This window comes from Vibrio sp. VB16 (assembly GCF_015594925.2).
In the GTDB taxonomy this organism is placed as follows: domain Bacteria; phylum Pseudomonadota; class Gammaproteobacteria; order Enterobacterales; family Vibrionaceae; genus Vibrio.
The window spans coordinates 1,802,738-1,828,306 of record NZ_CP087590.1; the positions used below are offsets into that span (position 1 = coordinate 1,802,738).

The 25,569-nt window shown below is 41.4% G+C and carries 25 protein-coding genes and 2 pseudogenes; 16 read left to right on the plus strand and 11 right to left on the minus strand.

All coding sequences use genetic code 11. The features are described from left to right. Positions 1-10 precede the first annotated feature (10 nt). From IUZ65_RS08245 to uspE, 8 genes are all read left to right on the plus strand, one after another. Entirely contained in the window at positions 11-187 is a 177-nt protein-coding gene (locus IUZ65_RS08245; protein WP_195703281.1) for a cbb3-type cytochrome oxidase subunit 3, read from the plus strand. Further along, positions 187-1,161: a cytochrome-c oxidase, cbb3-type subunit III gene (ccoP, locus tag IUZ65_RS08250; RefSeq protein ID WP_195703282.1), complete on the plus strand. Its 975-nt coding sequence runs from the start codon at positions 187-189 to the stop codon at positions 1,159-1,161. Before IUZ65_RS08245 ends, ccoP begins: the two co-directional genes overlap by 1 nt. 91 nt (positions 1,162-1,252) lie before the next feature. Further along, positions 1,253-1,732: a FixH family protein gene (locus IUZ65_RS08255; RefSeq protein WP_195703283.1), complete on the plus strand. Its 480-nt coding sequence runs from the start codon at positions 1,253-1,255 to the stop codon at positions 1,730-1,732. 15 nt (positions 1,733-1,747) lie between these two features. Further along, on the plus strand, positions 1,748-4,117 hold the full coding sequence (locus IUZ65_RS08260; RefSeq protein ID WP_195703284.1) for a heavy metal translocating P-type ATPase: 2,370 nt from the start codon (positions 1,748-1,750) through the stop codon (positions 4,115-4,117). Next, positions 4,110-4,277 carry a cbb3-type cytochrome oxidase assembly protein CcoS gene (gene ccoS / locus IUZ65_RS08265; RefSeq protein WP_195703285.1) on the plus strand — a complete coding sequence of 56 codons (168 nt, stop codon included), beginning with the start codon at positions 4,110-4,112 and terminating at the stop codon, positions 4,275-4,277. Before IUZ65_RS08260 ends, ccoS begins: the two co-directional genes overlap by 8 nt. Next, positions 4,267-4,938 carry a sulfite exporter TauE/SafE family protein gene (locus tag IUZ65_RS08270; RefSeq protein WP_195705048.1) on the plus strand — a complete coding sequence of 224 codons (672 nt, stop codon included), beginning with the start codon at positions 4,267-4,269 and terminating at the stop codon, positions 4,936-4,938. The genes ccoS and IUZ65_RS08270 overlap by 11 nt, the downstream gene beginning before the upstream one ends. Before the next feature lie 99 nt (positions 4,939-5,037). Further along, the gene (locus IUZ65_RS08275; protein WP_195703286.1) at positions 5,038-5,787 is read left to right on the plus strand and encodes an FNR family transcription factor; all 750 of its coding nucleotides are present in this window, start codon (positions 5,038-5,040) and stop codon (positions 5,785-5,787) included. 163 nt (positions 5,788-5,950) lie between these two features. Further along, a complete protein-coding gene (gene uspE / locus IUZ65_RS08280) occupies positions 5,951-6,898 on the plus strand; it encodes a universal stress protein UspE (protein WP_195703287.1) in 948 nt (315 codons plus the stop codon). A 61-nt stretch (positions 6,899-6,959) separates the two neighbouring features. Here the strand turns inward: uspE and ttcA are convergent, their stop codons facing one another. The 4 genes from ttcA to IUZ65_RS08300 form a co-directional block, all read right to left on the minus strand. Further along, positions 6,960-7,853, minus strand: a complete 894-nt coding sequence (gene ttcA, locus IUZ65_RS08285; protein WP_195703288.1) for a tRNA 2-thiocytidine(32) synthetase TtcA — start codon at positions 7,851-7,853, stop codon at positions 6,960-6,962. Positions 7,854-8,138: 285 nt separating this feature from the next. After that, entirely contained in the window at positions 8,139-8,801 is a 663-nt protein-coding gene (locus IUZ65_RS08290; protein ID WP_443083729.1) for a DUF2987 domain-containing protein, read from the minus strand. Between the two features lie 52 nt (positions 8,802-8,853). Continuing rightward, positions 8,854-9,657, minus strand: coding sequence for a glucosaminidase domain-containing protein (locus tag IUZ65_RS08295; RefSeq protein ID WP_195703289.1), 804 nt, complete (start codon positions 9,655-9,657; stop codon positions 8,854-8,856). Then, complete coding sequence (locus tag IUZ65_RS08300; RefSeq protein WP_229638016.1) at positions 9,650-10,579, minus strand: hypothetical protein; 930 nt, start codon at positions 10,577-10,579, stop codon at positions 9,650-9,652. Before IUZ65_RS08300 ends, IUZ65_RS08295 begins: the two co-directional genes overlap by 8 nt. A 327-nt stretch (positions 10,580-10,906) precedes the next feature. Between IUZ65_RS08300 and potA the strand changes: the two genes are divergently transcribed. The 4 genes from potA to IUZ65_RS08320 all read left to right on the plus strand — a co-directional run bounded on the left by potA (position 10,907) and on the right by IUZ65_RS08320 (position 14,806). Further along, positions 10,907-12,022: a spermidine/putrescine ABC transporter ATP-binding protein PotA gene (potA, locus tag IUZ65_RS08305; RefSeq protein ID WP_195703290.1), complete on the plus strand. Its 1,116-nt coding sequence runs from the start codon at positions 10,907-10,909 to the stop codon at positions 12,020-12,022. Further along, on the plus strand, positions 12,006-12,860 hold the full coding sequence (gene potB, locus IUZ65_RS08310) for a spermidine/putrescine ABC transporter permease PotB (RefSeq protein ID WP_195703291.1): 855 nt from the start codon (positions 12,006-12,008) through the stop codon (positions 12,858-12,860). Before potA ends, potB begins: the two co-directional genes overlap by 17 nt. Before the next feature lie 2 nt (positions 12,861-12,862). After that, complete coding sequence (gene potC / locus IUZ65_RS08315; protein ID WP_195703292.1) at positions 12,863-13,639, plus strand: spermidine/putrescine ABC transporter permease PotC; 777 nt, start codon at positions 12,863-12,865, stop codon at positions 13,637-13,639. Between the two features lie 126 nt (positions 13,640-13,765). Next, on the plus strand, positions 13,766-14,806 hold the full coding sequence (locus IUZ65_RS08320) for an extracellular solute-binding protein (protein WP_195705050.1): 1,041 nt from the start codon (positions 13,766-13,768) through the stop codon (positions 14,804-14,806). Between the two features lie 260 nt (positions 14,807-15,066). Here IUZ65_RS08320 and cobB read toward each other — a convergent pair whose 3' ends face one another. The 4 genes from cobB to IUZ65_RS08340 all read right to left on the minus strand — a co-directional run bounded on the left by cobB (position 15,067) and on the right by IUZ65_RS08340 (position 20,918). Next, on the minus strand, positions 15,067-15,798 hold the full coding sequence (gene cobB / locus IUZ65_RS08325) for a Sir2 family NAD+-dependent deacetylase (RefSeq protein WP_195703293.1): 732 nt from the start codon (positions 15,796-15,798) through the stop codon (positions 15,067-15,069). A 141-nt stretch (positions 15,799-15,939) separates the two neighbouring features. After that, positions 15,940-17,160, minus strand: coding sequence for an ammonium transporter (locus IUZ65_RS08330; RefSeq protein WP_195703294.1), 1,221 nt, complete (start codon positions 17,158-17,160; stop codon positions 15,940-15,942). 296 nt (positions 17,161-17,456) lie between these two features. Then, positions 17,457-19,466 (minus strand): sensor histidine kinase, encoded by a 2,010-nt coding sequence (locus IUZ65_RS08335; protein ID WP_195703295.1) that lies wholly within the window; start codon positions 19,464-19,466, stop codon positions 17,457-17,459. A gap of 12 nt (positions 19,467-19,478) precedes the next feature. Continuing rightward, on the minus strand, positions 19,479-20,918 hold the full coding sequence (locus tag IUZ65_RS08340; protein ID WP_195703296.1) for a sigma-54-dependent transcriptional regulator: 1,440 nt from the start codon (positions 20,916-20,918) through the stop codon (positions 19,479-19,481). Positions 20,919-21,106: 188 nt separating this feature from the next. On the opposite strand from IUZ65_RS08340, the pseudogene mobA reads away from it, so the two are divergent. The 3 genes and pseudogenes from mobA to IUZ65_RS08355 form a co-directional block, all read left to right on the plus strand. Further along, a pseudogene (gene mobA, locus IUZ65_RS08345) lies at positions 21,107-21,676 on the plus strand (molybdenum cofactor guanylyltransferase MobA); the annotation flags it as partial. A gap of 6 nt (positions 21,677-21,682) precedes the next feature. Further along, positions 21,683-22,198, plus strand: a pseudogene (gene mobB, locus IUZ65_RS08350) (molybdopterin-guanine dinucleotide biosynthesis protein B); the annotation flags it as partial. 8 nt (positions 22,199-22,206) lie between these two features. Then, complete coding sequence (locus IUZ65_RS08355; protein ID WP_195703298.1) at positions 22,207-22,467, plus strand: DUF2960 family protein; 261 nt, start codon at positions 22,207-22,209, stop codon at positions 22,465-22,467. 64 nt (positions 22,468-22,531) lie between these two features. Here the strand turns inward: IUZ65_RS08355 and IUZ65_RS08360 are convergent, their stop codons facing one another. The 3 genes from IUZ65_RS08360 to IUZ65_RS08370 all read right to left on the minus strand — a co-directional run bounded on the left by IUZ65_RS08360 (position 22,532) and on the right by IUZ65_RS08370 (position 24,686). Then, positions 22,532-22,717 (minus strand): hypothetical protein, encoded by a 186-nt coding sequence (locus tag IUZ65_RS08360; RefSeq protein ID WP_231363575.1) that lies wholly within the window; start codon positions 22,715-22,717, stop codon positions 22,532-22,534. A 146-nt stretch (positions 22,718-22,863) separates the two neighbouring features. Continuing rightward, on the minus strand, positions 22,864-23,778 hold the full coding sequence (gene nagK / locus IUZ65_RS08365; protein ID WP_195703299.1) for an N-acetylglucosamine kinase: 915 nt from the start codon (positions 23,776-23,778) through the stop codon (positions 22,864-22,866). A 152-nt stretch (positions 23,779-23,930) separates the two neighbouring features. Beyond that, the gene (locus IUZ65_RS08370; protein WP_195703300.1) at positions 23,931-24,686 is read right to left on the minus strand and encodes a tRNA-uridine aminocarboxypropyltransferase; all 756 of its coding nucleotides are present in this window, start codon (positions 24,684-24,686) and stop codon (positions 23,931-23,933) included. Positions 24,687-24,771: 85 nt separating this feature from the next. Here IUZ65_RS08370 and IUZ65_RS08375 point away from each other — a divergent pair, with 85 nt between their 5' ends. Next, entirely contained in the window at positions 24,772-25,557 is a 786-nt protein-coding gene (locus IUZ65_RS08375) for a sterol desaturase family protein (protein WP_195703301.1), read from the plus strand. Positions 25,558-25,569: the final 12 nt, after the last annotated feature.

Here is a 25,569-nt window from a genome sequence, read left to right on the forward strand (position 1 = left end):
AGGAATCATTATGAGTATTGGTACTTTCCATTCCATCTGGACCGTTGTGCTATTTGTTAGCTTTTTTGGGGTCGTTTGGTGGGCTTACGGTAAAAACCGTAAAGGTCGCTTTGAAGAGGATGCAAACTTAGTGTTTGCTGATGAGCAAAAAGCGACAACCAAAAAAAATAAAGGAGTAAGCAAATAATGACGTCATTTTGGAGTGCGTGGATTATCATTCTCACAGTCATCACACTGGTTGGGTGTGCTGTGATTTTGGCTTGGGCCTTAAAAAACAATGTCGGTGTCGAAGAAGGCGCCGAAATGGATCACGAATATGACGGTATTAAAGAGCTAAACAACCCACTACCAAAATGGTGGAGCTTTTTGTTTATTGGTACCTTTGTTTTCACCATTATTTATTTGGCATTATTTCCAGGTTTGGGGTCTTTTAAAGGCCTACTGGGCTGGACGAGTTCTAACCAAGTTGTTAAGAATCTCGAAGAGTCTAAACAGTACATAGTGCAAGCACATGCGAATCAAACACTTGATGAGTATGCGAGAGCACTGGATGATGCAAATACTTTTTATGGTGAGGCATTCGATAAACTCGCTTATAGCTCAAACGGAGATTTACGCTCTATCCCAGAGATAGCCGCTGATCCGGAAGCGCTTAAAGTTGGTCAACGTCTGTTCCTACAAAACTGTTCTCAGTGTCACGGTTCAGATGCTAGGGGGCAAATTGGCTTTCCTAACCTGACAGACAAAGCTTGGTTGTACGGCGGAGAACCAGAAGCCATCCTGACGACTATCATGAATGGTCGTATTGGCGCAATGCCTGCTTGGGGTGATGCCCTGGGTGAGCAAGGCGTTAAAGAAGTGGTCACCTATACCTTAGGCCTAGCTGGTCGTAAAGTGAATGCACGTGAAGCGGCCGCTGGAAAGCAGCGCTTTGTTGTGTGTGCGGCATGTCATGGTACAGATGGTAAAGGTAATCCGGCATTGGGTGCACCTGATTTGACCGATAATGATTGGTTATTTGGTGACTCGCGCGCAGAAGTAACGGCAACCGTAGCCAATGGTCGTCAAGGTGTGATGCCAGCTTGGAAAGACATTCTTGGTGAAGAGAAAGTACAACTCGTCGCCTCTTATGTTTGGAGCCTAAGCAACAAAGATAAGTAGTCCACTGCAAAAGAATAGCCCCAATTTTTGGGGCTATTCTTTTTTCTAATAACCTCTTTATGTCCTAGAGACATTTTTCATAGAGACTCTCATGATAAAACCTTGGTATAAACAATTTTGGCCGTGGTTTCTGATCACATTACCTTTGTGTGTCGTAATAGCAGGTTTTACAACCCTTGCCATTTTTACCCAAAATTCAGTTTCTCTTGTTGCCGAAGACTATTATAAAAAAGGCAAAGGGATTAATATTGATCTTTCAAAAATTAGACAAGCAGGCGCTTTAGGCCTTTCTGCTAGCGTGTCATCCGACGCTGATTTTGTCTTTGTTACTTTTGATAAAGGTGATCTTGAGTTTTATCCAGCTCTGACTATTGTATTTACCCATAGAACCTTAGCCGATAGAGATTTCCAGAAAGTAGTTAGTTCAGATGCAAAGGGACAATATCGAATTAAATTGGATCGGGATCTTAGCGGCCCATGGTTTGTAGAAATTCAACCTCATACAAAAGAATGGTTGTTGCAAGGAAAAGTCTCCTTTCCTGCTGCTAGTCCGACCCTTCTTGTTAATTAATAACAGAGAATCACTATGGCACACTCGTGTTATCACTGCGGTGAAGATGTACCAGAGAACACGGATTTTATTGTCGAAATACTTGGTGAAACGAGGGAGATGTGTTGCCCTGGTTGCCAAGCTGTTGCGCAAACTATTATAGATAGTGGGCTGGTTAGCTATTATCAATACCGCACTGAAAAGGCAGAAAAAGCAGAACTTGTGCCTGAACAGTTACAGGCCTTAATCAATTACGACAACGAAGAAGTTCAATCTGAGTTTGTACGTAAAAACGATAATACTTCAGAGGTAACGCTTTCTTTAGAGGGGGTCACCTGTGCGGCTTGTGCTTGGTTAATTGAAAAACAGATCAATGATAAGTCAGGCGTAAACTTAATTCGTGTTAACACCACGACCAATAGAGCAATAGTAAACTGGGACAATACTCAAACCAAATTGAGCGACCTTCTGTCTTCTATCCATAGGCTTGGCTATAAAGCGGCCCCATTTGAAGCTGATGCCCACGAAGCCACTTATCATCAATCTATGAAGCAGTACTTGTACCGTTTGGGTATCGCTGGCTTAGCCTCAATGCAGGTCATGATGCTTGCCGTCGCGCTATATTTTGAAGTTTTCGGTGACCTTGATTCTGAATTCAAACAATACCTCCGCATCGTCAGTTTATTATTTGCCACACCAGTTCTGCTCTACTCTGCCCTACCTTTTTACCTAAATGCGTGGCGTAGCATTAGAGGCCGAACACTCGGCATGGACGTTCCAGTGTCTATTGCCTTAATATTCGCTTACGTGGCCAGTGTTATCGCGACGGTACAAGAACAAGGCGAGGTCTTCTTTGAGTCCGTATCAATGTTTACCTTTTTCTTGCTGCTCGGTCGATTCTTAGAAATGAGAGCAAGAAGGAAAGCGGCAGCCGCGAGCGCTAACTTATTAAAACTGATCCCGGCGATGGCAACTAAAATCGATGGGACTCAAGTACCAGTGCGCGTATTACAGCCAGGAGACCGTGTTCGCGTTTTGCCAGGTGAGCATATACCTGCAGACGGACTAATTAAAGATGGCCGCATTCACGTTGATGAATCGATGCTTACAGGTGAATCTATCCCTGTGGTTAAAAGTGTTGACGACAGCGTCTATGCCGGCAGCATTAATACTGACGAGGCCTTTGAGCTGGAGGTCACCGCAACCAAAGCTGAATCGATGTTGGCGAGTATTGTTCGCCTTCAAGATGAAGCTCAGATGACAAAGCCCAAGATTGCTCAGGTTGCAGATGTTATCGCTCGATATTTTGTTGCTGCTATCCTAACGATAGCATTTGCAACATGGTTATATTGGCAACAACATCAACCTGACGACGCATTCTGGATCATGTTATCGGTTCTTGTCGCCACTTGTCCTTGTGCGTTATCACTTGCCACCCCAACGGCAGTGACATGTGCGACATCTCGAATGGGGGACTTAGGCTTGTTGCTTCGTAAAGCGCACGTTATAGAAACGTTTTGCAAAGTGAATCACTTGGTTATTGATAAAACGGGCACGCTAACAAAAGGTGAGATACACATTGATGATGTCGCCCTTTATTCAGTGCAAGATGAAGACACGTGTCTGGCGATTGCGGCGGCGCTTGAGGAGCATGCGAATCATCCAATTGCGAAGGCCTTTAAACAGACAAGCAAAAAAGACGCGACAGTGTCAGAAGTAAAAAATGTCATTGGTTTTGGTGTCCAAGGCCTGTGGCAAGGACAAGAGTGCCGAATAGGTAACGCACAATTTGTATTGGGTGATGAAGCACTTTCTACTCCGTCCTCTATTTTCCTTTCCGTTGATAACCAACACATTGCCACATTCAGTTACCGCGATCCAATACGGAATGAGAGTAAAGCCTTCATCGAGCAACTGCATTCACTCGGTATTAAAACCACCCTTCTGACAGGTGACTCGTTAATAAACGCAAATAGAGTGGCACAGGAAATCAATGTAGGTAAGGTGGTTGCCGATGCGTCTCCAGAGAAAAAGCTGGCTTACCTGCGAGCGTTAGGTAAAGAGGAAATAATCCTAATGGTTGGCGATGGAATAAACGACGCACCAACGCTTTCGGGTGCTCATCTTTCTATTGCGATGGGCGGCGGAACGGATGTGGCTAAAGCCTCTGCGGATATTGTACTCCTTGGTGATAAATTAAGTCATATTTTACATGCTCGAAAACTTGCGCTAAATACCCGCAAGGTAATTAGGCAAAACCTTGCTTGGTCGTTAGGGTATAATTTATTGATACTTCCTCTTGCAGTAATGGGCCATGTCGCTCCTTATATTGCTGTTGTTGGCATGTCTGCAAGCTCTATCATCGTCGTTACCAACTCATTAAGGTTGCTAAAAAAAGATGGATAGTCTCTACATATTAATCCCTATTGCCATCATCTTCGTGTGTATCGCGGTTGGCATCTTCTTATGGGCAGTAAAAAGTGAGCAATTTGAAGATCTAGAAAGACAAGGTCAAAATATTTTGTTCGATGACGAATTAGAAAAGAAGAAAGATGATCACAAGTGATTGGTTAGGCGCAATGATGGTCGGTTTTTTGGGCTCAGCGCATTGTGTCGGAATGTGTGGGGGCATCGCCACTGCAATGAGTATAAACTCCGTGGCAAAATCCGATCGTTTGCTAACGACTCTGCTCTATAATACTGGTCGAATTATCAGTTACTTGATCGCTGGCGCGATAGTAGGTGGCTCAATATCGAGTGCCGCTTCTCTTGTCTCTGACTACTCTATTCTTAATTGGCTGAGAGTCTTGTCTGCCGTTGTAATGATTATTCTCGCTCTGCATATCGGAAAGTGGTGGCATGGCCTTGTCTATGTAGAAAAACTGGGACAGCACTTATGGAAACATCTTTCCCCATTCAGTAAAAAGCTATTACCTTTACCTACTCCATTCCATGCACTGCCATTAGGGCTATTATGGGGTTGGTTACCCTGTGGTTTAGTTTACTCTGCTTTAACTTGGTCAGCGGTTTCCGGCAGTGCTGTAAACGGCGCCGCTATCATGCTTGCATTTGGGTTAGGTACATTACCATCAATGCTGTTTATGGGCGTTGGCGCTGCCTATTTGAATAAATTGAAAAATTCTGTCTATTTTCGTCAAACTGGTGCCGTTTTACTTTTATCGTACGGCATCTATATTCTGGTGCAGACGTCCAACTTATTGCTATAAGTAAGTTAACCTATTGATTTATTTGTTAATTATTTAACTATCCTTTCCGTCATAGCAATGCTAAAATATTGATGTATATCAAATAGTGACTTGGAAATTATGATTTCAGAAAAACCAGCAACCAAAAGAATTCAGTCGGGCGGATGCGCTATTCACTGCCAAGATTGTAGTATTTCTCAACTCTGTATCCCATTTACTTTGAATGAATCAGAGCTCGATCAGCTGGATCAAATTATCGAACGCAAAAAACCGATCCAAAAAGGCCAAGAGATTTTCAAAGCGGGCGATGACCTAAAATCTCTTTATGCTATCCGTTCTGGAACAATCAAAAGCTACACCATCACAGAACAAGGTGACGAGCAAATTACTGCGTTTCATCTGGCAGGCGATTTAGTTGGTTTTGATGCGATAAACGGTAATGCTCATCCTTCATTTGCTCAAGCACTTGAAACCTCTATGGTTTGCGAAATTCCTTATGAAATCTTAGACGACCTTTCAGGAAAGATGCCTAAACTCCGTCAGCAAATCATGCGTTTAATGAGTAGCGAGATTAAGGGTGATCAAGATATGATCCTATTACTCTCTAAGAAAAACGCAGAGGAAAGGTTAGCCGCATTTTTATTCAACCTTTCTACTCGATTCTCTCAGCGTGGATTTAGCCCTAGAGAATTTCGTTTGACCATGACTCGCGGTGATATAGGTAATTATCTTGGCTTAACCGTCGAAACCATCAGCCGATTGTTAGGGCGCTTTCAGAAATCGGACATTTTAAGTGTTAAGGGTAAGTACATTACTATTCTTGATCACGAAGAATTAAAAATACTGGCTGGCATCTCTACTGAAGAGTAGTTAAAAAAGCGGCAAACAAATCAAAATCGAGTGGCTCTATAATGAGCCACTTCATATTTCTAGAGTACGATCATTTCTTTTGTTAAAATATTCCTCCCAAATAGTCTACAGTTAGAGTAGATTTAATAACTCTTTGGTTCTATTCCATAAAAAGGGAATTGTTATGAGTATATATAACAAAATTTTAGTCGTTGCGAATGTAAACGATGAACCTCAACCCGCACTTGCTCGTGCCATGCAGTTAGCACGCAAGAGCGTATCGAAAAGTAACATCACCTTTTTCCTCTCTATTTATGATTTTTCCTATGAGATGACGTCGATGTTGTCAATAGATGAACGTGATGCAATGCGCAAAGGGGTTATAGAGCAACGTTGCACATGGATGAATGAAGTCGCGGCGCCTTATATTGATGATAGTGTTAATTTTAACGTCAAAGTGGTCTGGCACAATCGTCCTTATGAAGCTATTGTCGGCGAAGTATTCGGGGGAGACCACGATATTCTTATTAAGGCGACAAGAAAGCACGATATTTTAGAGTCCGTTATTTTTACACCGACTGACTGGCATCTTCTTCGTAAAGCTCCCTGCCCTGTGTTACTTGTAAAAGAGCACGAATGGCCAGAGAACGGTAATGTGATCGCATCGGTTCATGTTGGTTCCGAAAACCCTACTCACATTGAGTTAAACGATTGTATGGTTGAGCAGCTAAAGAACCTCTGTAGCCGTTTAGACGCGCAACCTTATCTTGTAAATTCTTACCCGGTTACCCCTGCCAATATAACGATTGAGCTGCCCGAGTTCGATCCAACGACCTACACTGACGCAGTAAGAGGCCATCACCTTAAGGCGATGAAAGCACTTAGACAAAAGCATGGGTTGGACGAGCAATATACGAGAGTTGAGCAAGGCCTTCCTGAGGATGTTATTCCTTCGGTAGTTCAAGAATTAAAAGCAGGATTGGTAATTCTGGGCACCACCGGTAGGACAGGTATTTCCGCTGTGTTTATTGGTAATACAGCAGAGCATGTTATCGACAAGATAAACTGTGATGTTCTTGCACTAAAACCCAATGGTTTTGTCAGCCCACTTGACCCGAATCAGCCAGCATAAAGTTTAAAAAAACCACCTGTTTACAGGTGGTTTTTAAATAAGGTTGAATTGAAGTTACTCACTAAATATTTGAAACGTCAATAAACATTGATTCATCGATGTTAGACGAGGAAACTTCAGCCTCGTCGAAAGCATACGCTTTCCTTTCACCTTCTCTATCTATCGGCAGGTTTACAAAGTCAAACAATGCTTTATCGGCTAACTGACTTGGACTGACATTTTGAATAGACTTAAACACCTTCTCTACGCGTCCTGGTGTCTTCTTGTCCCAATCAATCAACATCGCCTTGATACTTTGACGTTGTAGATTTTCTTGTGAGCCACATAGATTGCATGGGATAATTGGAAACTGTTTATAATCCGCATACTCTATTAGGTCTTTCTCTCTGCAGTACGTTAACGGACGAATAACAACGTTTCGACCATCATCTGAACGTAACTTTGGTGGCATCGCTTTTAATCGAGCACCGTGAAACATATTCAAAAACATCGTTTCAACAATATCGTCTAGGTGATGACCAAGTGCGATTTTTGTTGCTCCAATTTTTTCTGCAAACGAGTACAAGGTGCCTCTGCGCAAACGTGAGCAGAGTCCACAGGTCGTTTTCCCCTCTTCTATCTTCTCTTGGACGACAGAATAGGTATCCTTATCAACGATGTAATATGGGATGTTAAGATTTTCAAAATACTCTGGGAGTATATGCTCAGGAAATCCGGGCTGTTTTTGGTCTAGATTAACGGCGACAACATCAAAATTGATCGGAGCAGCTTGTTTGAGCTTTAGTAATATATCTAACATTGCGAATGAATCTTTACCGCCACTGATGCACGCCATAACAACGTCATTTTCTTCTATCATGTTGTAATCAACAATGGCATTTCCAACACTACGTCTTAAACGTTTTTGGAGTTTATTGAATTCTAATGATTGTTTTTTTGTATCAATTTGATTCATTGCGACTTCTCATGCTGCCGAATCTAGTGCCGGCGGTTCTTTATTGAAAATATTGTTGATAGAACTTTTATTCACAACACTATTTTTTAATGAAAACTACTCGTTCGCGAAATAACGGCTTGTTCGCAAACAATTGCTTACTAGCTATAACAATAGCTGGGCGCGGATTATACTGTGTTTTGGGAGGAGTGAAAATAGGCAATATTCATTGAGCCATAATCAAACAAAATACTTGTTCAGTACATTACTTACTTATGGCCCTAAATAACAAGGGTTGCAAAGGAACTATTTAGCAGAAGGCAGCCAAGGTAACACTCTGGTGGTTGGCTCTGGTAATTCAATATAATCGCCGGGTTTAAGATCTGCCAACAAAATACGTGCCTTTCCTTTTACTATATCCACTGACAAACCATTAGAGAACGTTACTTCACCAGTGCTCTGTTCAGTAAACTCTAGGGTTACACCTTCAACATCCGGTGTAAACCAACTCGCAAACATCCCGCCAAGGTCTTCTAACATACTCTGCATTTGAGGGAGCAGTTTTTCGATGTCTTTATAATAAACCTTGTTAGAAAATGGTTCCTTGGTCATGACGACCATAGAGAAATCACAACGCATGTCCATTGGCGTTCTAACAAACACCAATGGATTAGCTGATTTTAGGTTGCTGTCTAACGGTACGAGTAACTCTTTACCATTCACAGGAGTAAGTTCTTCGTATTTTGCCTGTTTTTCCATCCATGCCTTTTCAATATTGCATAGCGTTTTGGTATCGGCATTAGTAAAGAAAAAGCCAATTTTTACGTCTTCATGCCCTTCCTTAGCATTGTTCTTTAGTTGAGAGTGGAGCTTAGAATAGGTGAACATATATTCTTGTGCGACAAGCGTTGCTGAGAAAGCAGTTAGGCCAATGGCACAAAGAAATGTCGCTATCATTTTGTTTTTCATATTATTACTATTTCCAATTTGTATTCTGCAACAGTGACTCATGTCTAATTCGCTACTGCTTCGTCCAGTACTTTGCGTTGACGCGAATCATGGTTTGTAGGTCGTCTACATAATCTTGACCGCGTTCCGAGTAACGAAGTAATCCGTTGGTTAATGCGGTTGCCGTTTCAGGGCTCAATAAATCACTCTTTTTCTCTGCGAGCTTGTTGCGAATTTCACGAAGTTCAGAATAGGCTCTATTACGGTTTACGTTCATAAAATAACCGTGAACCGACCCTGTCGCGGACCTAAATTTTGCCACTTCGTGGGTAGCCCCATCTTGTCTTCTGAGCGGTATCAATCCACAACCAGCTTTATAACACCATTGACCAAAATAATTACTTGCTTCCGTCGCAAAGCGTGATGTCCCCCAAGCAGACTCGTTAGCCGCCTGTGTTAACACAAGTGCATTAGGTAAGACATTTACCTTTATCAACATCTCGCTCAACCAGTCTGGTGTTATCCCTTTGGTTGGTAACGTTGAAAAATACCGTTCTCCAAGCTGGCGGGCATAGTTAATATCGTCTGCATGAATTGACCCAGACTTCGATGCTTGTTCTATCTCATTAAGACGCTTTCTCTCGTCGATTATTCTTCGATTCTCCAACTGAATACTTGGCTCAAGAAAATCAAAGAAAGCTTGCTTCTTTTGGTTTGCATTACTCATTGAAGCAAAGTCTGGTGTATCACTAGGTAGCGTAATCGAAGTTTGTTCGGCTACTGAACGTTGATCGGTTCCTTGTCGCTTTATAAATACAACGGTTGTGACGATGAACACCCCAAATACAATCAGTATTAACGTTAAATTTTTACGCATCAAATGTATTTGAACCTTGGTTGTATTCTGACGGTTTGTCTACTTTCTTGGTTTGGCGATCATCGTCGTCGCCACTGCCATCGCTATCGTCGCTGTCATCACGATGATTGCTGTCATCATCATCATCATCATTACCGCTATTATTGTTATGCTGATCTTCGTTTCCGTTTGCTTCGCTAGCGATTATTTTTAACGAAATGCCAAACATGTTGCGGTAAATAATACCTTTAGCGTGGAAAAAGAACGGTAAGGTGAAAATAAGCAAGAATCCGTAAAATATCGCAGACAAAAACATCAGAACCGACAAGAACAAATAGATACTCGCCAATGGGAACAGTTTTTTGTTCACGGCTCTTATAGACAGAAACAACGATTGCATTGGTGACATGCGTTTTTCACATACCAACAACACGGCATTACTAAATGCAATAGAAAAATACATAGAGAACATGGGCAGTAACATACCCGCCACACCTTGGACGATTAAACTGATAAGCGTCGCAAGTATGATGGGAACCGTGAAGGCTAGGCCTTTTAAAATATGATCTGGTTTCGTGACTAACCCCGCAGCATGACTCATCGCCATCATTGATACGCCTGCATAGATAGGTGCCGAAATCACTTCGTAGCTGAAGTTCGCAATAAAAATGGCTTCTATTATGCTTTGATCAAAAGTCTCAGGATTTTGAAACATCTGTAAGATGACCGAAGGGTCACCTAACTGCAGTTTTAAGGCGATATAGAAAATCGCAATCTGAACAATTAAAAGAATGACAATGGCCGGTGAAAAAGAAACAAAGTTTTTAATAGTGAATTTCCAAGCCTCGTGAAGAACGGCACCTGGTTTTAACTCATATTTGCCAGTTAAAGCGGTTTCAATTGAACCGCCTAACGTAAAGTTTTTTTCAATATTTTTAGTCATTTTTTATTCCGAGCGAGTTAAAAATTGCCAACGACGCTCTTGGTTAAAAGAGAATTGGCGATAGTATACTTAAATTGTTTACAATCTTGAAACACAAACTTGTTTATGTTTATTAACTACTGTGTGGAAACAGGTTGAATGCCAAGTAAAAGCGAATGGCATTAAGTTATTAATTTGTCGGTTTGTTGACTAAAAAGACTTTGAATTACTAAAATAGAAGATTATTATTCGATCAATATTGATACCTAATTAATCTCGCCTCCGCGTTTTAGCGCATGGTTAATCAGTTATCGTACGGTTTTTCAATGTTACGGAGCAAACTACGCGTTGAATCAGATTACATCGTCCCCTACGCCCGTTGTCAATTTGGGCTGCATATCAAAAAGTTTTGATGGAAAACAAGTCATAAATCGCCTCGATTTAGAAGTCAATCATGGTGAGTTTTTAACTATATTAGGTCCATCAGGTTGTGGTAAAACAACGGTACTAAGATTAATAGCGGGCTTTGAACAGGCCGATGCCGGTGAAATATCAATCGACGGTGACACTGTCACCCATATGCCATCAGAACATAGACCCGTTAATACCGTCTTTCAAAGCTATGCACTTTTTCCTCATATGACGGTATTTGAAAACGTTGCGTTCGGTCTCCGAATGCAAAAAGTGGCTCAATCAGACATAAAACCGAGGGTCCTTGAGGCGCTAAAAATGGTTCGCCTCGAAGAGTATGCCTCGAGAAAGCCCCAGCAATTATCCGGAGGACAGCAACAACGTGTTGCTATCGCAAGAGCTGTGGTGAATAAGCCAAAAGTATTGTTGCTTGACGAATCTTTATCAGCACTCGACTACAAACTTCGCAAACAGATGCAGATCGAATTAAAGCAGTTACAACGCAAGCTTGGAATTACCTTCGTTTTTGTTACACATGATCAGGAAGAAGCTTTATCTATGTCTGATCGTATTATTGTTATGCGTGATGGCATTATTGAACAGGACGGCTCACCTAAAGAGATATACGAGGAGCCCAAAAATCTATTCGTCGCTCGATTTATTGGTGAAATTAATGTGTTCAAAGCCAAAGCGTTAAAACGTGTCGATGAGAAGCGCGTACTTGTGGAGATAGATAGCGTGGAGTCGACCATCTATTTCGACGGTGACTTTAAACAAGGTGAAGAGCTACAAGTCCTCCTACGTCCAGAGGACCTTCGATTAGAAGAGATTAAAGAATCTGAATCTAAAGGCATCGTTGGTCATGTGTTAGAACGGACTTATAAAGGGATGACATTAGATTCGGTCATAGAGTTAGAAAATGGTGACCGAGTCATGGTAAGTGAATTCTTTAATGAAGATGATCCCGACGTTGACCACTCTCTTGGTCAGAAAGTGGTTGTCACTTGGGTAGAAAGTTGGGAAGTGGTATTGAAAGATGAACAACAAGTTTAACCTGCAAAAAGCAATCATTGTCTTAATCGTTGTTTGGTTGACGTTGTTTGTTCTGCTGCCTAACCTGATGATTATTGGCACCAGCTTTTTAACAAGAGATGAAGCCAACCTGATTGAGATGACGTTCACTATAGACAACTACATCCGTTTATTTGATCCTCTATACGCTAAAGTATTGGCGCACTCTTTTTATATGGCGATTATTGCAACACTCTTGTGTCTGGTCATTGGCTACCCATTTGCCTACATCGTGGCAAAGATGCCCGTTGATAAACGCCCTATTATGTTATTTTTAGTTATCGTTCCCTTTTGGACGAACTCTTTAATTCGTACCTACGGCTTAAAAATCGTGCTTGGTACTCAAGGGATCCTAAATCAAGGCTTACTTGCGTTAGATATTATCGAGAAACCAATTCGTCTTATGTATACAGAAACCGCTGTCATGATTGGTCTCGTTTATGTTCTGTTGCCATTCATGATATTGCCACTCTATTCCGCTATAGAAAAATTGGACAGCACATACATAGAAGCAGCAAGGGATCTTGGTGCCAATAAAATTCAATCTTTTATGCGTGTCACTTTGCCCCTAACCATGCCCGGAATTATTGGAGGTTGCCTGTTAGTTTTATTACCCGCGCTCGGTATGTTTTATGTGTCCGATTTACTCGGGGGCGCAAAAAACTTACTGATTGGTAACGTAATAAAAAGCCAAGTCTTAAATAGTCGAGATTGGCCGTTCGGAGCAGCGACTAGCATCGCATTAACAGCATCAATGGCTGTGATGCTGACTGTCTATTACAAGGTTGGGAAGATGCTCAATCGTAAGGGAGAGTTTTAGTTATGAAACGTGTATTTCAATTTAGTTTCGTCAGTCTGGTGTATCTATTTTTATACCTCCCCATTTTTGTCCTTATCGCAAATTCATTTAATGTCAGTAAATTTGGCATGAAATGGGGAGGATGGACACTGAAATGGTATGAGTCCTTGGTTAACAACGACAGTTTGATGCAAGCGGCATGGCATTCTATCAATATCGCGCTTTATTCTGCGACTGTGGCAACCATATTAGGAAGCTTAACGGCCGTGGCTCTGTTTCGTTACCGCTTCAAAGGTAAAGGTATGGTTAACGGGCTACTTTTCATTGTCATGATGTCACCCGATATTGTTATGGCGATCTCATTGCTCGCTCTCTTTTTAGTCATCGGTGTCCAGTTAGGCTTTGTTACCTTATTTATTGCACACATTACCTTTTGTTTACCATTTGTTGTCGTTACGGTATACAGCAGATTAAATGGATTTGATGTCAAAATGTTAGAAGCGGCAAAAGATCTTGGTGCGAGCGAGTGGATAATCTTAAAACAGATAATCTTTCCTTTAGCAAAACCGGCTGTTGCCGCTGGTTGGTTGCTTAGTTTTACCCTCTCTTTGGATGATGTCATCATTAGCTCCTTTGTAACGGGTCCAGCTTATGAAATATTGCCGCTTAAAATATACTCTATGGTCAAGGTTGGGATATCGCCCGAAGTGAATGCATTAGCAACACTGATGCTGGTCGTCTCATTAGTTTTAGTCGCGCTTTCCCAAATTATCGTGCGAGAAAAGACTAAGTCGATTTAATTCGTTCTAATTCGATTGCAAAGTAATTAACTTCGTTTAAAATTCACGTCGAATGATGTATTGCATAAAGAATGATTCAGAGAGAATTACTCTTTGGACAGAAAAATCAACATGGTTGGAAAAATGATGAATAACTGGTCTAAAATTATTTCGAGCACGCTTTGTGCCGCGACACTATCAGCAAGCGCTTTTGCCGCTGATGATGAACTCTATTTTTATAACTGGTCTGAATACATTCCAAATTCAATCTTAGAAGACTTTACTAAAGAGACTGGTATCAAAGTCATTTACTCTACATATGAGTCAAATGAAACTATGTATGCCAAACTCAAAACCCAAGGAAAAGGCTATGACTTAGTTGTTCCTTCGACCTATTTTGTTTCTAAGATGCGCAAAGAAAACATGTTGACGGCGATAGACAAAACGAAGCTATCGCATTTCAAAGAACTCGACGAGAATTACCTAAACAAATCGTTTGACCCAGACAACACTTATTCCATTCCTTATATTTGGGGAGCAACGGGTATCGGCATCAACACAGATATGATGGATGCAAGCTCTATCACTAGCTGGGATGACTTTTGGGACCCTAAATGGGAAGGCCAGTTGATGATGATGGATGACTCTCGTGAGTTCTTCCACATTGCTTTGGTTCGCTTAGGTTACTCTACTAATACTACAAACCCAGACGAGATAGAGGCCGCGTATAACGAGCTTAAAAAGCTGATGCCCAATGTACTCGTATTCAATTCAGACTTTCCTGCAAACCCTTATTTAGCGGGTGAAACAGCCGTGGGTATGCTCTGGAATGGTTCCGCCTATATGGCGCGCCAAGAAGGCGCAAATATTGATATTATCTGGCCCGAAAAAGGGACCATATTCTGGATGGATAGTTTATCTATTCCTGCTGGAGCGCAAAACGTCGATGCTGCACATAAGATGATCAACTTCCTATTACGACCAGAAAATGCGGCCAAAATAGCCCTCGAAATTGGCTACCCAACGCCAGTCAAATCCGCTTATCCACTTTTACCTGAAGAATTTGCGAACGATACGAATATATTCCCACCTCAAGAGGTCATGAATTCGGGCTTTTGGCAGGATGAGGTTGGCGAAGCAAGTGTTCTTTATGAAGAGTATTTCCAAAAACTAAAGATCGAACAATAAGACCAATTACACTAAGCAACTTATTAGATGAAATGTATTCGATAAAGCAGACATAAAAGGCCATGAATGGCCTTTGCTAAACGAACAAGGACGTCTTGAGCGGTCTGTGGAATCGAGTTCATTTTGAACACATAATTAATGCCATTCTCTGCAGCAATAAAAAAGCGGCTTTAGCCACTTTTTTATTGCTCTACCCTATCCCTAACCTCTTTCTCTCCGCGTTTATACTTATACCCATTAGAGATCCAGAACCTTGCGCACTAAGCGCTTTTGGCATCTTGGTGGCTAAGCAACTCCGCAACCAGTTTGGGTACTTCTATACTGGCTTTACCGTATCTCTTCTCTTCAAACTCACTTTCAACCGCAGATGGCTCTAGGTTGATTTCGATTGTATGAGCGCCATGCATACGCGCATCATGCACAAAGCCAGCCGCAGGATAAACCACACCAGATGTGCCAATAGAAATAAACAGGTCAACTTCCTCGAGCGCGGAATAAATATCACCCATACGAAGAGGCATTTCACCGAACCAAACAATGTGTGGTCTCATCTGCACAGGGATCTGACAACAATGACAGAGCTCTCCAGTTTGAATGTCGTCTTTATGCTCAACAACTTGCGAAGATTCTGAACAGCGCGCTTTTAGAAGCTCGCCATGCATATGAATAATATTCTTTGTGCCGCCCCGTTCATGTAGGTTATCGATGTTTTGCGTAATAACCGTCACCTTTCCATCCAATTCCGCTTCTAAGCGGCCTAAAGCTTGGTGGGCTAAGTTTGGTTTTATCTCTTCACTTTGAAGTTTACGACGTCGCTTGTTATAAAAGTTTTGTACCAAATCTGGGTTAGCATGAAAGCCTTCCGGTGTGGCGACATCTTCAATCTTATGGTTTTCCCAAAGCCCATCTTGTGCACGGAAGGTTTTGATTCCAGACTCAGCGGATATCCCAGCACCAGATAATATAACGATATTTTTATATGGAAATGACATTGAACTTCCCTTTTGCTTTGTTATTCATCTATAAGTAAAGTTTAGCATTTAGGAAATACCACTTATAGTGCAAGGTTTTAGACTATAGTCGAAAAAAAACGGCTAATTAGCCGTTTTTTTCAATAAATGAGAACTCGCTGTTTAATCCTCATTAATAGAGCTTATTTTATGTATCGCTAAATCCGCCCCCTTAAACTCATCTTCTTCACTCAATCGTAGGCCAACAAATTGATTGAGCATGCCGTAAACTAAACCAGCCCCTATCAATGCAACCAAAATGCCCATCAACGTACCCATAACTTGAACGGTAAAGCTAATGCCACCTAAGCCCCCCAGAGCCGTCTGGCCAAAGATACCCGCAGCAATGCCACCCCAAGCACCACAAACGCCGTGTAATGGCCATACACCTAGTACATCGTCAAACTTTGTTTTATTTTGTATGTAGGTAAACAGCCATACAAACATACCACCCGCAATTGCCCCCGTTACCAAAGCGCCAATCGGATGCATTAAGTCAGACCCAGCACATATAGCAACCAAACCTGCTAAAGGCCCATTGTGGATAAAACCTGGGTCATTTTTACCAACAACTAGAGCCGCTAGAATACCTCCCACCATGGCCATCAATGAGTTCATGGCCACTAAACCACTAATCCCATTTAGGGTTTGAGCGGACATGACATTAAAACCAAACCAACCAACCGATAGAATCCAGGCACCAAGCGCTAAGAACGGAATGTTCGAAGGCGCAAAGTTTGTGTGCTTGCCCGCACGGATACGCCCTTTACGCATACCCAAAAAGAGTACGGCAACAAGTGCAATCCATCCACCGACACCGTGCACAACGACTGAGCCTGCGAAATCATGGAATCCCGCACCAAAATTAGACTCAAACCATGATTGAACACCAAAATTTCCGTTCCAAATAATGCCTTCAAAAAATGGATAGATAAAACCAACGGTAAAAAAGGTGGCGAGCAAAATAGGATAAAAACGAGCGCGCTCAGCGATACCACCCGAAACGATAGCTGGAATGGCGGCGGCGAACGTTAGCAAAAAGAAAAATTTGACCAACTCGTATCCGTTACCGGCAGATAAAGTTTCGGCACTTGAAAAAAAGTTAGCATCATAAGCGACCCAATAACCTATAAAAAAATATGCTATAGCTGATACGCCAAAATCAGCTAGGATCTTAACCAGCGCATTCACTTGGTTCTTCTTTCTTACTGTACCGACTTCTAGGAAGGCAAAACCAGCATGCATTAGAAACACCATTATTGCGCCCAATAGCAAAAATAACGTGTCAGAGCTCTCGGTTAATGTCTGTACTGCGCCATGAATTTCGTTAGCGGAAATACTCATTCTAAATACTACTCCATGTATATCGCACTATTGTTGTGCACTTTGTCTATTATCTAACCAAAATGGTTGTTTTCTCTATTGGTTGTTGACGAAGCAAGTAGCGTTCCAAAAAATGAGTCTATTAGGATTAGAACATAAACACATATATTGCATTGTTTTTAAAGGATATATTTGAAATAGATAGAATTTCTAAAAAGAGATTTACAACCTAATTGCCCCATAAAGGGTCAACAAGCACCAAATTGATCCATTAATTAAGCATTAATGATGCGCTAAAATGGGGAGTGGTTATCGTTCTATTCCTTCAATGGATCATCAAGATCGGGTATCACGCATTTTTTTAAGAATATACTGAACGTTGAGCCCACACCGACTTTTGATGTGACTTCAATCTTACCACCTATTAGATTGATCAAACTCAGCGATACCGCCAACCCTAATCCAGTGCCATCAGATTTGGTTGTATAAAATGGTTCGAAAACATTCGCTATCTCTTGCGAACTGATCCCACAGCCTTTGTCTTGAATATGAATTATTGCACCATTAACTTTTGAATCTACTAACCAGTCTTCGGTAAAAATACCTAAAGAACCCTTACCCTGCATGGATTGTATGGCGTTCATCAATACATTTATAATAATCTGTAATAGTTGATTTCGATTACACTGCACCGTCTCACTTTCTGAAAAGTGAGTAAAAAAATCGATGTTCTTAACGTAAGTGCCCGTCCTAACGAGCGTAATTGCTTTCTGTAGCACGTCTGAAATGTTTTCATCCGTCAACATTTCCAGTTCATTGCCTACGCGACTATATTGCAACAGGCTTGAGGTTATATTGGTTATCCTATCTATCTGATTCACAATATTTTCTAATTCATATGCGACAGACGGATTCTCATTTGCAAAATCAAGTTGCAACAACTGTATATTGCCTAAAATTACCGTAATTGGATTGTTTATCTCGTGGGCAATACCAGCAGTGAGCTTACCAAGAGCGGCTAGTTTTTCGTTGTTAATTAACTTGTCTCTCGTTACATTGAGTAACTCAATATGTTCTTCTAGTTCTTGAGTTTTCTGATTTAAGCTCGCGGTGCGAGAAACAACTTTATATTCGAGTTGGTCGGCCGCACTCTGTATTTCATTCTCTCTTTTCTCAAGTTGATCTAACATGCTGTCAAATTGTGAGCCTAGTTGTGCTAACTCATGTTCCTGATCAAGTTCAAGATCGCCAATTCGTCCATTTTTACCATTTTTAATCAACTTAACCGTGCTTGAAATACGCTGTATGGGATAGAACATCTCATTAGTATTTCGGTACACCAGCACCGCTAATATCAACAATACAAGCAAAATGGCACATGAGATTTCAATCAGGTTAACAACGTAGGATTCAACGAGAGGCCAAACCTCATAACCCGTATAGAAAATGCCCACTACCTTGTTTTGGTGGTCATACACTGGTTGATAGGCAGAGATATACCAATCATCAAAAACGAAGGCTTTATCAATATAATTATCACCCCGTTCTAAAACGGCCTCTTTCACTGTATCTGAAACTCGTGTACCTAGGGCACGCAGTCCATCCGATTTTGAAACAACATTGGTGCTGACACGCACGTCTCTTAAGAAAATGGTAACCGTTCCGTGCTCTGAATTTTGTTCATTCGTAAAGGGATAAATAAGATCTCTATACTCATCAACAACAGAAAGATTGTTGTTTAGAAGTATGCCACCATCAAGGTAACCAAGTAATCGTCCATCATTATCTCGTACTGGATAGATGGTTCTACTAACAAAGCCATCGGTTAGAGGTATTGGCTCTTGTTGAATTGTAATACGGGCTTTATCTGCCAATCCAGGTCTGAGTTCATTAAGTTTGCTTGCAGTCAATATGTCAAAGAATGCAGGGGTCTGGGTGTAAGAAACGTAAGAGAATTCATTCTCTATTTTGTCTACTGGTACCCAACTTACAAAATCAAAGTGTTGAAATGGTTCGTGTGATTCAATCCAATGGTTTATCTCTTCTGAGCTGCTATTTGTATCATTAAGTTGTTTTTTAAAACGATATGAATCTGAGTAACTCCGCAATAATTCGTTTTGCCTCTCCTGCATTGTTTTGATGTTGAATTCAACAATATTGAGTTTCTCAGAAACGTCTTGAAGCGCATTTTGCCATGTGTAATTGACGGTCCAATAAAAACTAAAGGCAATCAGTGAGAGCAATATGGTAATGATCGGCAAAAAAATTAGAATAAAGAGGCGATACCTAAGTGTTGTCCTGATTTTCTCCTTTATTTTGCTATACATGTTGACACCCGTTTATGCACCCCATTCTTTAAACTTTCTGTCTAGTGTTTTTCTGGATATTTTGAGTTTCTTAGAAGCCGCCGTTTTATTACCATCGCAGTAATTTACAACTTGCACGATATGCGCTTTCTCAACCGCCTTCATTGCCCAGTCATCTGGGTAACCCACTATTTCTTCATCCATTATCATTGGCATTGAGTTGTTGCCACCGATATTGATAACCTGTCGATGTTTATCCAAAGTTGGGTTATGGGATATTTCATGCCAGTGGTGTGCGATCGAATTTCCAGTCAAAATACAACGTTCTATTAAATTGCGCAGTTCTCTAATGTTTCCGGGCCAATGATAGTTTTGCAGCGCATCAATCTCACCACTGCTCCATCCTGGTACTTTTACACTTTGTTCGTTTGCTAGAAGCCTTGTAAAATAAGGAATCAGCTCAACCAGATCATCACTTCGTTCTCTTAAAGGGGCGACATGAATACTTAACACGTTTAGACGGTAATACAAATCTTGTCTAAACTCGCCCTTGTCCACCTGAGTCTTTAAAACCTTATTCGTTGCCGCTACAATTCTTACATTTGTGGTAAAGACACGGTTGGCACCTAAAGGTCGCACAACCCGCTCTTCAAGCACTCTCAACAGGGCTGATTGCATGTTGTGCGGAAGTTCACTCACTTCGTCTAAAAATAGGGTCCCTCCATTGGCAATTCTTAATAGTCCGTCGCGGCATGTATTCGACGTATGTGCATCGCAATATCCGAACAGTTCGTTAGCCAGATTAGCCGCATCCATTGAACCACAGTTCAAAGGTACAAATGCGCCACTGCGACCACTTCTTAGGTGAAGTTCGCGGGCAACTAACTCTTTACCCGTCCCAGATTCACCTTGTATTAACACCGCTGCGTTAGACGGTGCGTATTGATTGATCTGCTTATCCAGTGTGCGGCTCTGAGCTGAATTACCAATAAGTTTAGCCGGTAAATATCGCATAACGTCTCTTTTTAAGGCCGTTATATTTCTTTTTTCAATTCGATTATCAATGCATTTCTTAACCGCACAGTAAATTTGGTCAATATTAAATGGCTTCAGTATAAAGTCGCTTGCGCCAAGCTTTAATGCTTTGATAGCCATTTGCAGGTTTGCATAGCCTGTAATGAATATGACGTCGGTGCTATTGGTCCCGTTTTCAAAGACTTCGTGCCAGTCCATACCAGAACGGTCAGGTAGATTGATATCCAGCAATACCAGATCATATTGATTTCGCTGTCTAAGTTGCTCAGCCTGCCTGATAGTCGTCGCTGTATCGATCTGCCTAAAAAGCCGACTCAATGCCTTATAAAGAAGTTCGCAGATGCCAACTTCATCGTCGACGATTAATATGGATATTCCTTGATATTGCACATCAATTGGAAAGGGATGGTCTGTGGTATACTTCGCGGTTGTTGGCATATAAGACAACTAATAGTAGGGTTTAAAGACGTAATTGGTAAAAGACACTCATTGCATAGCGAAGATTATATATAATAGCTATCTGTCATGCTAGTTACTATTCAATCGATTGAGTAAAGTGTAACCTACATTTATATTAGTTATTGTTTAACAACACATTTTAAATTACACAAAAAATAAGAACACAAATGCATAACAATTCTTTAAGTTGGGTTATATTAGCTGGCGGTCGCGCATCCAGAATGGGCGGCAGCGATAAAGGCTTATTACTGCTCAGAGGCAAGTCTCTTGTAGAAACAGTATATTCACGTTTAAGCAATCAAATTGAATTGATCCGCATAAACGCGAATAGAAACCAAGCGAGTTACAGTAAATTCGCCGAAGTACACAGCGACCAGATAGACGGCTTTCAAGGCCCGTTAGCTGGCATTCACGCGTCGCTAAGTTCTTCTGAGTCGCAGTGGGTTGGTTTTACTCCTTGTGATACACCAAATATACCCAACGACCTTGTCAGTAGGCTGAGTGCTAAATTGAATTCAGATGTTGATGTTTATGTCGCGCATGACGGTAAACACGCTCAACCTGTGTTTAGTATTTGGAACAAACGTGCTCTTCCAAAACTCGAGTCTTTCTTGCAAGCGGGAGACCGAAAAATAAAACTACTATTGGACAAATGTCATACTGAGTATATCGACTTCTCCGATAAACCAGAGACTTTTATTAATCTAAACACGCCAGAAGAACTAACTCAATTTGGTAATACAATGCAGAGACCTACGCTACCTTTACTTGGATTTGCCGCTTATAGCGGGACAGGGAAAACGACGCTTTTAGAAGCTATACTACCGAAAATCAAAGCCCATGGCGTTCGTGTTGCCGTGTTAAAGCACGCCCATCATGATTTTGATTTGGATACGCCGGGAAAAGATAGTTATAGGTTGCGTAAAGCGGGAGCCGATCAGATGCTCATCGCCTCCGGTAACAGACATGTATTGTTTACTGAAACACCAGATAAAGAAGAAAACTTCGAATATCTACTAAACATGTTTGACCATTCCAAATTAGACCTTATCCTTGTAGAAGGTTGCAAGACACTCTCCTTCCCAAAGATTGAGCTCCATCGAGATGAAGTTGGTAAACCTTGGTTATACAACCAAGACCCCGACATTATTGCGATCGCAGCGGATGTAAGAGTAGATAGCGCACTACCACAACTCGATATTAATGATATTGACGGAATAAGTGAATTCGTCATTACTTATGTAAACCAGTTTAACAAGGGGTAAAAATGGCCAGAACCATTCTTTATGTATACAAAACAGAAGAAAAAACACTCACATTTTCATATGAAAAGCACCGCACCATTCAAGAAGCCGTAGCGGAAGCAGAAGGCTTAGATATTTCTGACTTTTTAAAAATGGAACAGCAAATAGAGGCCGTATCTACTACCAAAGCGGTAAGAGATTATCGAGATAATTACTTTAAAAAGCTTGGCTTTGGCAAGATTACATTGGCAAAAAAAGAGAATCGCGGTGTAGGTGAAAAGTAATATTAGTGGTTTAAACCAATCTAATTAGACTGTCCTCGCGAGAATTCAATTTTAAGATTTCCGTTTACACGTAATTCTGTTCGATTAGTGCTAAATACCTCGTCATTCCCGTGCAGACGTAATGCTGTTCGGTTAGTGTTAAGTACTTCGTCATTCCAGTGCAGACGTATTGCTGTTCGGTTAGTGCTAAATACTTCGTCATTCCCGTGCAGACGTAATGCTGTTCGGTTAGTGCTAAATACTTCGTCATTCCCGTGAAAACGGGAATCTTGGTGATTTTAGATCCCCATTTTCATGGGGATGACGTTGGTTTTCGTGGAAGTAGATCAATTTTATTTTAAGATGAACAGCCCTAAACTTCATACGGAGAGTTTACGCTTAAGGCAGTTCAATACTTTACTTAATATTCAAGAATGCTGCACCGCGTACACCGCCAGAATCGCCATGTTTTGCTTTGATGATTTTAGGACACTTAGCAACAGACATGAGATATTTAGGTATACGCTTTGGTAGTTCTTGGTATAGCAAATCATAGTTTGATAAACCACCGCCTAATACCACAACATCGGGGTCAAGGCCGGTGAATAAATTGGCGAAGCAGATTGCCACTAATTCCATAAAGCGTTCAACGTGCTCAACGGCATTTTCATCGCCTTCAGCTTGCGCCTTAATGATATCAATCGCTTTCTTTTTCTCACCATAGTAGTGAGCATAAAGTAATTCGAATCCACGCCCAGAAAGATAGTTATCTAAACAACCTTTTTTATCGCAGCCACATTCTAATAAAGGTGCTGTACCTGTATCACCTAAGTGAAACCATGCATCGATAGGAAGACGTGTGTGCCCTACTTCACCAGCCACATTGTTGTGCCCAGAGAAAATCTTTCCATCAAAAACAAAACCGCCACCAAACCCCGTACCCAAGATCAAGCCGATAACCGATTTTTCATCCTGCAATTCTTCGTCCCACGCTTCTGAGAGCGCAAAGCAGTTCGCGTCGTTTTCGATAAGAACTTTACGGCTAATTGCACTTTCAAGATCACGTCTTAATGGCTTACCTTTCGCCGCTTTGATGTTTACGGTTAATACTGTTCCGTCGTCAGCATTTTCCATTCCTGGAAGCCCTAAACCTACGGTACCTTCGATCTCAAACTGTTGGTCGTATTTCTTAACCATTCCCGCGATGGTATCGACCAATAATTGGTAGTCATCACCTGGTGTTGGAACGCGTTCTGTTGCTACCCGTTCCAGTTTTTCGTTAAATGCACCAAATTCAATTTTAGTGCCGCCGACATCAAAGCCGTAGTACATGGTTCTCTCCTAATGAAAGATTCCAAATAGGGAATCAAAAAGTAAATAGTAAAACGTAAACATTATCCACAACACCACCGCTACATACCGTGACCTGAGCCAAGTTTTGTTGGGCTTTAGTGGTTAGTTCGTCAGTATATAAGCGTCTTATATCATGCTGTTAATGCGGCATAGTTAGTTAATGCGACGTAGTTAGCTAACGCGGGCCGAGAAAGGTCAGCCCCCATACGTGTCTTGGTCAGTAGATAGCTTTCTCTAAATAATTCAAACCATAGACGCAAATTATGCGCTGCTTTTTCTTCTCCAACCATTTCCAATACAATATTAGCTACTTCAGCCGTAGAAAGGTGGTTTTCGTTATCTGATTTGCGCATTACATACTGAGACAATATTTCTGGCTTTATCGATACTACAGGTAGCGAGTCAAGGTAAGGCGACTTACGAAATATCTTTCTAGATTCTCGCCAACTGCTATCAATAAACACCAATAATAATCTTTTACCATCAGGTTTTGCAGTTAATGCTTCCAAATCTGGATGCTCCAATACTCTTTTACTATCAGCTACATACTCTTCCGGAAAAACAATAATGGGTTGATAACATGTTGAACTGAGTAGCGCGACCAGTTCTTTTTCAGGTTCTGTTCTGTTCCACTGAAAGGTATAGGTATCTTTAATAACGTCTGCAATAAGCCGCCCGGTGTTACTTGGCTTTAATACCTCATTTTTGGACATCAAAATGAGAGCGGAAACATTGCTGTTGATGTCCGGTTGATAAGGACATATGCAATATATTTTTGCTATCTGGCAATACGGACATCGCACCACCTTAGAACCACGCGCGTTGAAGGCTTTGGTCGAGATAGAGTGTCTATGTTCAATGAGTTTATGAACAGAGTGAATTCGCATGTTTATCTTTTGATCATTTAATAGTAGAAAGTTATGCCGATTGTACTTAGAGTAACGGTAATATCAAATACATTAGGCATTGCTCATGAAAGATCCAGCGGTTATTCGTCTCGCATTTTTTGTTGCCGCGTTCGGCCTGTTTGCTCTATGGGAATGGCTCAAGCCCCGAAAGGCACTGACCCAAAAGAAATCCATTCGGTGGATAAACAACCTAAGTCTGATTATATCTAACAATGTTTTACTAACGGTGATCATGCCTATTCTTGCTTTTCAGGCTGCACAATTCGCAGAGACGGAATCGTTCGGTCTGTTTAACCTCATTGACCTCCCGTTTTGGCTAACCGTCGTATTGTCCGTTGTAATCTTAGATATGGTTATCTATCTTCAGCATATGTTGTTCCACCGTGTCCCTCTTCTATGGCGATTACATAGAGTGCATCACGCAGATCAAGATATAGACCTTACGACGGGTTCTCGGTTCCACCCCATTGAAATCGTACTCTCTGCTTGGATTAAAATTGGGTGCGTAATGTTACTTGGAGCGCCCGCATTAGCTGTCGTGATTTTCGAAGTAGTATTAAACGTCAGTGCCATGTTCAACCATAGTAATGCCAGAATGCCATTGGCCTTAGATAGTTGGCTAAGAAAGGTTGTCGTCACACCCGATATGCACCGCGTACATCACTCTATTGTCGCAAAGGAAACGCATTCGAACTTTGGCTTTTTCCTTTCCATTTGGGATAGGTTCTTTAAAACCTATATAAGCCAACCAACTGGCGGTCATGGCGGCTGTGTTATTGGTGTGCCAGAGTTTAGGGAGCCCAGAGAACAGTATTTGGATAAAATGCTAACACAGCCATTTAGGGTGTAAATAAAAAGAGGG

Excerpts from the sequence above, each read along its gene's own strand:
- IUZ65_RS08245 (WP_195703281.1), top strand. The coding sequence starts at position 11 with ATGAGTATTGGTACTTTCCATTCCATCTGGACCGTTGTGCTATTTGTT.
- ccoP (WP_195703282.1), top strand. The coding sequence starts at position 187 with ATGACGTCATTTTGGAGTGCGTGGATTATCATTCTCACAGTCATCACA.
- IUZ65_RS08255 (WP_195703283.1), top strand. The coding sequence starts at position 1,253 with ATGATAAAACCTTGGTATAAACAATTTTGGCCGTGGTTTCTGATCACA.
- IUZ65_RS08260 (WP_195703284.1), top strand. The coding sequence starts at position 1,748 with ATGGCACACTCGTGTTATCACTGCGGTGAAGATGTACCAGAGAACACG.
- ccoS (WP_195703285.1), top strand. The coding sequence starts at position 4,110 with ATGGATAGTCTCTACATATTAATCCCTATTGCCATCATCTTCGTGTGT.
- IUZ65_RS08275 (WP_195703286.1), top strand. The coding sequence starts at position 5,038 with ATGATTTCAGAAAAACCAGCAACCAAAAGAATTCAGTCGGGCGGATGC.
- uspE (WP_195703287.1), top strand. The coding sequence starts at position 5,951 with ATGAGTATATATAACAAAATTTTAGTCGTTGCGAATGTAAACGATGAA.
- ttcA (WP_195703288.1), bottom strand. The coding sequence starts at position 7,853 with ATGAATCAAATTGATACAAAAAAACAATCATTAGAATTCAATAAACTC.
- IUZ65_RS08290 (WP_443083729.1), bottom strand. The coding sequence starts at position 8,801 with ATGAAAAACAAAATGATAGCGACATTTCTTTGTGCCATTGGCCTAACT.
- IUZ65_RS08295 (WP_195703289.1), bottom strand. The coding sequence starts at position 9,657 with ATGCGTAAAAATTTAACGTTAATACTGATTGTATTTGGGGTGTTCATC.
- IUZ65_RS08300 (WP_229638016.1), bottom strand. The coding sequence starts at position 10,579 with ATGACTAAAAATATTGAAAAAAACTTTACGTTAGGCGGTTCAATTGAA.
- potB (WP_195703291.1), top strand. The coding sequence starts at position 12,006 with ATGAACAACAAGTTTAACCTGCAAAAAGCAATCATTGTCTTAATCGTT.
- potC (WP_195703292.1), top strand. The coding sequence starts at position 12,863 with ATGAAACGTGTATTTCAATTTAGTTTCGTCAGTCTGGTGTATCTATTT.
- IUZ65_RS08320 (WP_195705050.1), top strand. The coding sequence starts at position 13,766 with ATGAATAACTGGTCTAAAATTATTTCGAGCACGCTTTGTGCCGCGACA.
- cobB (WP_195703293.1), bottom strand. The coding sequence starts at position 15,798 with ATGTCATTTCCATATAAAAATATCGTTATATTATCTGGTGCTGGGATA.
- IUZ65_RS08330 (WP_195703294.1), bottom strand. The coding sequence starts at position 17,160 with ATGAGTATTTCCGCTAACGAAATTCATGGCGCAGTACAGACATTAACC.
- IUZ65_RS08335 (WP_195703295.1), bottom strand. The coding sequence starts at position 19,466 with ATGTATAGCAAAATAAAGGAGAAAATCAGGACAACACTTAGGTATCGC.
- IUZ65_RS08340 (WP_195703296.1), bottom strand. The coding sequence starts at position 20,918 with ATGCCAACAACCGCGAAGTATACCACAGACCATCCCTTTCCAATTGAT.
- IUZ65_RS08355 (WP_195703298.1), top strand. The coding sequence starts at position 22,207 with ATGGCCAGAACCATTCTTTATGTATACAAAACAGAAGAAAAAACACTC.
- IUZ65_RS08360 (WP_231363575.1), bottom strand. The coding sequence starts at position 22,717 with ATGACGAAGTATTTAGCACTAACCGAACAGCATTACGTCTGCACGGGA.
- nagK (WP_195703299.1), bottom strand. The coding sequence starts at position 23,778 with ATGTACTACGGCTTTGATGTCGGCGGCACTAAAATTGAATTTGGTGCA.
- IUZ65_RS08370 (WP_195703300.1), bottom strand. The coding sequence starts at position 24,686 with ATGCGAATTCACTCTGTTCATAAACTCATTGAACATAGACACTCTATC.
- IUZ65_RS08375 (WP_195703301.1), top strand. The coding sequence starts at position 24,772 with ATGAAAGATCCAGCGGTTATTCGTCTCGCATTTTTTGTTGCCGCGTTC.